We start from the raw sequence: 8,179 nt of genomic DNA on the forward strand, positions 1-8,179 counted from the left end.
CCGCAGGCGAGCCCGCCGTGGAGTTCGAAGACATCCACGTCGCCTATCGCAGCGTGAAGGGCGATCCGCACACGGTCTTCGACGGGCTGAACCTCACCATCCGTTCTGGCGAGAAGGTTGCGCTCGTGGGGTCGAACGGCGCCGGCAAGACGACGCTCATGAAGCTCATGTGTGGGCTGGTGAAACCGTCTGCCGGAGAGGTGCGCCTTGCCGGCACCGCCACGCGCTCGCTCAGTCCGGAGGACATCTCTGGTCTGATCTCGCTTGTCTACCAGAACCCCGAGCAGATGTTCATCAAGGACAGCGTCCGTGCCGATGTGGAGTTCGCCATGCGCTCCCGCGGCGTCGAGGGTTGGCAGGAGCGCGCGCAAGAGCTTATCGAGCGTTTCCGCCTGGCCGACCTTGCCGATCGCGACGGGCGCCTCATGTCGGGCGGCCAGATGCGCCGCGCGTCGCTTGCCATCGGCATCGCGCTCAACCCGCCGATCCTCTTGCTCGACGAGCCCACGGCGAACCTCGACATCGCCACGCGGCGCGAGATCGTCCGCACCATCAAAGACCTGCGCGGCATCACCGACACGGTGGTCATCGCGACGCACGATATGCAGCTCGTGTGCCAGTTCGCCGACCGCATGATCGTGCTCAACCAGGGCGAGGTTATCGGTGACGGCGCGCCGGAAGAGATCTTCGCGGATCGCGCCGTGGTGGAAGCGAGCGGCATCTGCCCGCCCGAGATCTACGCCATGGGTGCGGCGCTCAATCCGCGCGCAGCGTGCTTCGAGACCGAGGATTTCCTCATGTGTTTTGATGACTACCGTGCTCTTGCGCTTGCCGGCGCAGGGGAATTAGAGGGAGGCGAATCGTAGCATGCTCGAGAAGCTCTCGGAAAACATCGTGGACAAGGTGTCCATCGACTTTCTGCGCAACCAGGTGCTGAAAAACGCCTACGGCAACGATGACACGCCCATTGCCCAGCTCGACCCGCGTGTGCTCATCATCTGGTACCTGTTCTTCGGTATCGTGCCGTGGTTTTTGCACGATGTGACGACCCTGCTCTCGCTCTTCATCTTCTGCGTGGTCACCACCCGGCTCGCCCGGGTGGCACCGCTCGTGCTCTTCGTGTTCGCCATCGGCGTGTTTTCGCAGACGGGGTACCTGCTCATCGTGGCGATCTTCTTCAGCGGCAGCATCGACGCGCTTATCCCGCTGCTCGTTATGACGCTCAAGGTGTGCACCTGCTCGCTCGCGTCGGTCACGGTGTTCTCCGGCCTCGACCCGGACAAGCTCTCGAACGGCTTGCTGTGGTTCGGCTGTCCGGAGCGCTTGTCGTTCTCCATTTCGTTCGCCTATCGCATCCTGCCCATCATGTTCGAGGAGCTGCAGAACATTCTGCTCTCGTTCCGCCTGCGCGGCCAAGCGCCGGCGCACGACACGTTCATGGGCAAGGTTCGCTGGATTATCTACCAGGTGAAGACCATCGTGCAGTCGTTCTACCCGCTCATGCTCAACATGGCGAAGCGCTCGCGCACCACGGTCGAGGCGCTCGAGCTCAAGGGGTATCGCTACGCGTCCACCAACATGTCCGTGCTCAAGATCAAGCTATCGTCGCTTGCGATCGGCAAGAGCGACTTCGTATTCATCGGGGTTTCGGTCGCGTGGGCGGCCATGAGCTTCGCGCTGCCCTGCATCCTGGAGGCTTTCGTATGATCATCGATTTTCACACCCACGGTAAGCTTGCAAAGTATCTCAAGTTCTCGCCCGAGTACACCGATTGGCTCTTCGGCGAGGCGAAAGCCGCTGGTCTTGATGCGGTCTGCCTCACGGAGCACTTCAACACGCTCGGCTTCAGCACCGTGTACGCCGATATCGCCAACCGTTTCCCGCGCGAGGGCGATGCGTTCGACGTGAACGGGCTGTTGGTGTTTCCCGGCATGGAGGTCGACATTGCGGAAAGCGGGCATACGCTCGTGCTCGGCACCATGGAGGAGATTCTCGATTTCAACCATGCGCTCGAGCCGCATAAGGAGAAAGATGCGTTCCTGCCGCTTGCAGAGCTTGCGGCCGAAGTACGCGCTCGCGGCCTCTTCTTCGGCGCGGGTCATCCGTTCCGCGCGCCCGGGCATATTCCCGAGCAGACACCCGAGGCGCTCGCCGCTTTCGAGTTCGTCGATCTGAACGGTAAGGATCTGGCGCACGACTTCGAGGGCACCATCGCGAAGACCTATGCCCTCGCCGAGCGACTGGGCGTGCCCGTGGTATCGGGCAGCGACACGCATCAGGCGTTCCAGTACGGCTGCGTGACCACGCACCTCGACGAGCGGGTGACCACGGTGACGGAGCTGCGCGCGCAGGTGCTGGCAGGTGCGTACCACATCGAGTATGCGAGTGACCTCGCGTTTAAGGTGAAGACGGCGGGCATGCTCAAGCGCTCGCTCAAAGAGATCGACCGTTTAGGTGGCGATTACGTGCAGACGCTCATCGCCGGCGCAGAGTAGGGGCGCGCATGACCGATCCGTCGCTCTTCGCCTCGGGCGTGTCCTATACCCCGGCTGAAGAGCTCATCATGAACCACATCATCGAGAGCCCGCAGGAGTTTTTGCTTCAGTCCATCCAAGAGGTGGCACGCGGGCTCGGGGTTTCGGATGCCACCGTGTCGCGGTTCGCGCGGCATGCGGGCTTCGCAGATTTCAAGGCGCTGAAGGCCGCGGTCGCGGCGCGGTCTTTGGGGCCGGCGGATAAGATGAGCGCAAGCATCGACGGGGGAGCGGGCGATGTGCGGGCGTTTTTGCGCCAGCAGCGCGAGAATCTCGACCGCACGCTCGAAGGGCTTGACGTGGACGCGTTCGAGGCCGCTGTCGTTGCGCTTGCGAATGCTCGGCGCGTGCTGATTCACGGCAAGGGCGCTGCCGCGTGCGTGGCGGAGCTGCTGCGCTTCCGTCTGCGGCGCTATGGGCTCGCGGTGGAGCTTTTGCCAGCGGGTGGATCCGAGCTCATGGAAGGGCTCGTGCACGCGCGGGAGGGCGATGTGCTCGTGGCGTTCGGCTTTCAGCGCGTTCCCGCAGAGGATCAAGCGCTGCTCGATTTCGGAGCGAAGGCGGGCTGCACGACGCTCCTCTTCACCGACCGTATCGTGCGGAGCGGCGGAGGACCCGCGCCCGATATCGAGCTCTACACGTATCGTGGCGAGCCGCGCGCGTACCACTCGATGGCAAGCGCCGTTGCCTTGGTGGACGCGCTCGTAGTCGCGGTGGGCGCGCGCTTGGACGGCGGCGCGCTCGATGCGCTCGAGCAGCTGAAGGACCTCAAGCGGGCATACGCGCACCTCTTGCCCCGCTAGCACGTTGAGACATTAATGAGACATTAAGACAGAGACAATGTCTCACTGCTGGTGGTGAGACATTGTCTCTGTCTTAATGTCCCACACATCGGCATGCTCTGGGAGACAACGACTTCTGCACACCGCTGCGTAAAAAATCGCATTTTGTGCGCGCCGCCGGAAGAGACTTCATTACAATCTCTTCAGCACATACTGCACAGAGGGGATATACATGAAGCTCGACGAGCTTGAGATCGGCAAGGACGCGGTGATCGAATCGGTCGACTCGGACGATTCGTCGCTGCGGCAGCATATCTTCGACATGGGCCTCACGCCCGGCACCGAAGTCACCATGATGAAGTACGCTCCTATGGGCGATCCGCTCGAGATTCGCCTGCGCGGCTATGAGCTCACGCTGCGCAAGGTGGACGCCGCGCGCATCACACTTTCGGGCGTGCACGACGCGCACAACTGCCCGCGCAAGAACCCCGAGGCGAGCACTTCCGCGCACCCCGCGCTGGGCGAAGACGCTGTTCGTCCGCGTCGCGAGGGCGCGGCGCTGGCAGAGAACACGCCCTTGCGCTTTGCCCTCGCCGGCAACCAGAACTGTGGTAAGACGACTCTCTTCAACCAGCTCACCGGTTCCAACCAGCATGTGGGCAACTTTCCCGGCGTCACCGTGGATCGCAAGGACGGCCAGATCAAAGGGCACGCCAACGCGACCATCACGGACCTGCCCGGCATCTACTCGCTTTCGCCCTACACGAGCGAAGAGGTCGTGAGCCGCCAGTTCATCTTGGAAGAGCAGCCGGACGCGATTATCGACATCGTGGATGCCACGAACATCGAGCGCAACCTCTACCTCACGCTCCAGCTCATGGAGCTCGACCGCCCTATGGTGCTCGCGCTCAACATGATGGATGAGCTTACGAAAAACGGCGGCACGGTTGATGTGAACGCGCTCGAGGCGGCGCTCGGCATCCCGGTGGTGCCCATCTCCGCCGCGAAGAATGAGGGCATCGGCGAGCTTACCGAGCACGCGCTGCACGTGGCACGCTACCGTGAACATCCCGGCCGCGTGGACTTCTGCTCGCCCGATGGCGCGGACGGCGGCGCACTCCACCGCTGCATCCACGGCCTCATCCACCTCATCGCCGACCATGCGGAGGCCGCGCGCATTCCGGTGCGCTTCGCCGCGACGAAGCTCATCGAAGGTGACCGGCTCGTCATCGACGCGCTTGCCCTCGACCAGAACGAGCTCGACGCCGTGGAACACATCATCTCGCAGATGGAGGAGGAAGCCGGGCAGGATCGCATGGCAGCCCTGGCCGACATGCGCTTTAGCTTCATCGAGGAGGTGTGTGGCGCGAGCGTGGTGAAGCCGCATGAGAGCGTGGAGCACCTGCGCTCCGTTGCCGCGGACCGGATCCTTACCGGCAAGTACACCGCCATCCCGGTGTTTATCGGCATCATGGCTCTCGTGTTCTGGATCACGTTCGATGCGGTGGGGCAGCGCCTTTCCGACCTGCTTGAGATGGGTATCGCGGCGTTTACCGCGGCGGTGGATCAAGCGCTTACGGCGTTCGGGCTCAACCCCGTGGTGCATTCGCTCGTTATCGACGGCATCTTCGCTGGCGTGGGCAGCGTGCTCTCGTTCTTGCCGATCATCGTAGTGCTGTTTCTGCTGCTTTCGATTCTCGAGGACTCCGGATACATGGCGCGCGTGGCGTTCGTCATGGACAAGATCCTGCGCAAGCTGGGACTTTCCGGCAGGAGCTTCGTGCCCATGCTCATCGGCTTCGGGTGCAGCGTGCCGGCTATCATGGCGACGCGCACCCTGCCCTCCGAGCACGACCGCAAGATGACGGTCATGCTCACGCCGTTCATGAGCTGCTCAGCGAAGCTGCCGGTGTACGCGCTCTTCTCTGCGGCGTTCTTCCCGGAGCACGCGGCGCTCGTCATGATCTCGCTGTACATCATGGGCATGGTCGTGGGCGTGCTCGTGGCGCTTGTGCTCAAGGGAACGGCGTTCAAAGGCGACCCGGTGCCGTTCGTGATGGAGTTGCCCAACTACCGCCTGCCGAGTGCGAAGACGACGCTGCGTCTCGCATGGGACAAGGCGAAGGGCTTCGCGACCAAGGCGTTCACCATCATCTTCGTCGCGAGCGTGGTGATCTGGTTCCTGCAGACGTTCGACATTCGCTTCAACCTGGTGAGCGACCAGGCGCAGAGCATGCTTGCGGGGCTCGGCGCGCTCGTGGCGCCGCTGTTTGCGCCGCTCGGCTTCGGTAGCTGGATCGCGGCTGCCGCCGTGGTGGCGGGCTTCGGCGCGAAGGAGAACGTCGCGGCGACGCTCACGGTGCTCATGGGCGGTTCCGTGGCCGCACTTTCGACGCTCTTCACGCCGCTCACCGCGTATACCTTCCTCACGTTTATCCTGCTCTACACGCCGTGCGTCGCGGCGGTTTCTGCCGTGCGCAACGAGCTTGGCACGCGCATGATGTTCGCCGTGGTGCTCATGCAGTGCGGTGTCGCGTGGATCGTGGCCTTTGCCGTGCATGCTACGGGGCTGCTGCTCGGGCTGGCGTAGCGCACCTGACATTGGGGACAGTCCCCAATGTCATGACAAAAGGGACAGGCCTTTGCGGCGCGCGGTGCTGGCATGGACAGACTGCTCAAATGGACAGACAGCTCAAACTAGAGAATTTCCGACACTTTAGCCTGTAATCGGCCTGTTTTGTGTCGGAAATTCTCTGTTTTATGATGTGATGCACGGCAGTGAGGTAACTCGGCACCAACCTTGCCTCGCAGGCACAGCGTCCCGGCCGGAGCCTTAACTACACCATCTCGATCTGGCAGCTGCGCATGGTGGCGAGGGCGGCCTCATGCGCCTCGGGTGTGACGCCGGCGCAGAGCGCAGGAGCAACCTTCACCGGCACCTCCGGCAGCGCGGCTTTGATGAGCAGCGCATTCGAGACGACGCAGATGTCGGTGCACACGCCGACGAGCTCGATGGACTCGATAGGTTCTTCGGCGTTGCGTTGCACGAGGTAGTGAGCGAGCTCGGTTGAGCCGAAGGTCGGTTTCTCGAAGATGCGCGCGTCGCGTTCGCGCTGGAGCTCGGCGAGCGCGGGGATAAGCTCCCAGCCCGGGGTGCCCTTGATGCAGTGGGGGACGGGCAAGTTCGCGCCTTCCTGCGTTTCGAGGTAGTTTTCGCCGTGCGTGTCGAGCGTGAAAAGGAGCTCTCCGTCGAAGGCGCGGACGGCATCGACGAACGCCGGCGCGATTGCCTGCGCCTCGGGCGTGCCGAGGGCGCCGTCGACGAAGTCGTTCTGCATATCGATTACGATCAGATACCGGCTGGCCATGGTTCCTCCTCGGGGACGGGCGTGCATAATGGTGGCAGCGGGGAGCGCCTTGCCTGGCCTGACTCATTTGGGGACGGGGTCCAATGAGTCATTTCGGGACACGGGATGCTCCTTGTTTGACGGGCGACCTCGCCCTATAGGCAAGATTATGCACCAGTGCGCATGGAGGGGGTACGGGATGACTTCGGATTACCAGCATATTTCCCATGGTTTCGAGCCGGTGTTCGACGGTCGGTCGCGCGTGCTCGTGCTCGGTTCGTTCCCCTCGGTGCTCTCGCGCGAGAACGCGTTCTATTACGGCAACCCGCAGAACCGGTTCTGGCGGGTTATCGCTGCCTGCGTGGGAGAGCCGGTGCCGCCGAACGAGGGCGAGCCACTGGCGGGCGAGGCGCGTCCGGCGACGCTCGAGGAATCGATCGAAGCGAAACGCGCCCTTCTGCTGCGTCATCGCATCGCGCTGTGGGATGTGATTGAAAGCTGCGACATCAAAGGCTCGTCCGATGCGAGCATCAAGAACGTGGTTCCGGCGCGTATCGAGTGGGTGACCAGTGCCGCTCCGGTGCAGGCGGTGGTGTGCAACGGCGGTACCGCAGGACGGCTTTACAAGCGCTACCTGCAAAAACGCGTGGGGATCGAGGCGGTGGTGCTCCCCTCGACGAGCCCGGCGAATGCCGCGTGGTCGCTCGAGCGGCTTGTTGCACGTTGGGGCGAGGCGCTCCGACCGTTGCTTGTCCTGAAGTAATCGGCTCGCGTCCGGTGCCAGATCATCGCGCTTGGCAGCGATTGCCGCCGAGCGTGGTTCGTTATCGCATGCGACTCGCGATGGCGCGCCAGAGGGGGTGCGGCGAGGCAACGAGGACGTTCGACGTGTTTGCGCGTTCCGGGTCGACCCCAAGCAGTTCATCGAGTTCATCTAACGCGCAGCTCATGCGTACCGCCGCCACGAGCCGGTCGATGGCGCGCGCGACGGGGCGCCGCCACATGCCCAGGCGCGGCGCCCGCATGAGGCGCGGGACAAGGCGGGCGTCGGTTACCACGACGGCTCCGCTCCAGCGTGCGTCAACTTGCTGGCAGGCGCGCGCGGCTTCGCACGCGGTGGCGGTATCCTCGCTGCTACAAGAATCGCAGATGATGGCGTAGAAACGTGCCGTTGGGTTGAGTGCGTTTGAGCTTGCCAGGGCGTGGAGCACATCGGCAAGGGGCGCGCAATCTGCCGGCGATGCGACCTCGTGTGCAAGCACGATCGTGTCGCAGCTGGTCATGTCGCAAGTTTCGCTCTCGCATTCCGGCCGCTCGAGAATGCGAGGCGAGCCGTTGGGGGTGCACTCCGCCCGAACGAAGACAGGGCAGCGCGACTCCTCGGATGCATAGGCAGAAAGACGCGTGTAGGCACGGAGTGCGTCGTGAAAATCGCTCAAGAGGAGGTCGGCGGTGCTGTTGCCGGCATTGCTGGCGGCGCTGCTTGACGCCGTGCGCACCAGAGCCATGCGGCGGG

The 8,179-nt window shown here is 63.4% G+C and carries 8 protein-coding genes; 6 read left to right on the forward strand and 2 right to left on the reverse strand.

Annotated features, from left to right (window positions below; all coding sequences use genetic code 11):
- The 5 genes from QZ079_RS06175 to feoB all read left to right on the forward strand — a co-directional run.
- On the forward strand, window positions 1-866 hold an 866-nt coding region (locus QZ079_RS06175), incomplete at its 5' end, for an energy-coupling factor ABC transporter ATP-binding protein (RefSeq protein ID WP_297036472.1).
- Window position 867: 1 nt separating this feature from the next.
- On the forward strand, window positions 868-1,707 hold the full coding sequence (locus tag QZ079_RS06180; RefSeq protein WP_297036475.1) for an energy-coupling factor transporter transmembrane protein EcfT: 840 nt from the start codon (window positions 868-870) through the stop codon (window positions 1,705-1,707).
- Window positions 1,704-2,495, forward strand: coding sequence for a PHP-associated domain-containing protein (locus QZ079_RS06185; protein WP_291288891.1), 792 nt, complete (start codon window positions 1,704-1,706; stop codon window positions 2,493-2,495). The genes QZ079_RS06180 and QZ079_RS06185 overlap by 4 nt, the downstream gene beginning before the upstream one ends.
- Window positions 2,496-2,503: 8 nt before the next feature.
- Window positions 2,504-3,337, forward strand: coding sequence for a MurR/RpiR family transcriptional regulator (locus tag QZ079_RS06190; protein ID WP_297036478.1), 834 nt, complete (start codon window positions 2,504-2,506; stop codon window positions 3,335-3,337).
- Between the two features lie 211 nt (window positions 3,338-3,548).
- A complete protein-coding gene (gene feoB / locus QZ079_RS06195) occupies window positions 3,549-5,906 on the forward strand; it encodes a ferrous iron transport protein B (RefSeq protein WP_291288889.1) in 2,358 nt (785 codons plus the stop codon).
- Between the two features lie 247 nt (window positions 5,907-6,153).
- Here the strand turns inward: feoB and QZ079_RS06200 are convergent, their stop codons facing one another.
- Complete coding sequence (locus tag QZ079_RS06200) at window positions 6,154-6,684, reverse strand: cysteine hydrolase family protein (RefSeq protein WP_297036483.1); 531 nt, start codon at window positions 6,682-6,684, stop codon at window positions 6,154-6,156.
- Window positions 6,685-6,862: 178 nt separating this feature from the next.
- Between QZ079_RS06200 and QZ079_RS06205 the strand changes: the two genes are divergently transcribed.
- Entirely contained in the window at window positions 6,863-7,426 is a 564-nt protein-coding gene (locus tag QZ079_RS06205; protein ID WP_297036486.1) for a DNA-deoxyinosine glycosylase, read from the forward strand.
- A gap of 61 nt (window positions 7,427-7,487) precedes the next feature.
- Here the strand turns inward: QZ079_RS06205 and QZ079_RS06210 are convergent.
- Window positions 7,488-8,179 (reverse strand): hypothetical protein (locus tag QZ079_RS06210; RefSeq protein ID WP_297036489.1); only part of this gene is annotated, 692 nt, incomplete at its 5' end.

Source organism: uncultured Enorma sp., from assembly GCA_905210055.1.
Taxonomy (GTDB): Bacteria; Actinomycetota; Coriobacteriia; order Coriobacteriales; family Coriobacteriaceae; genus Enorma.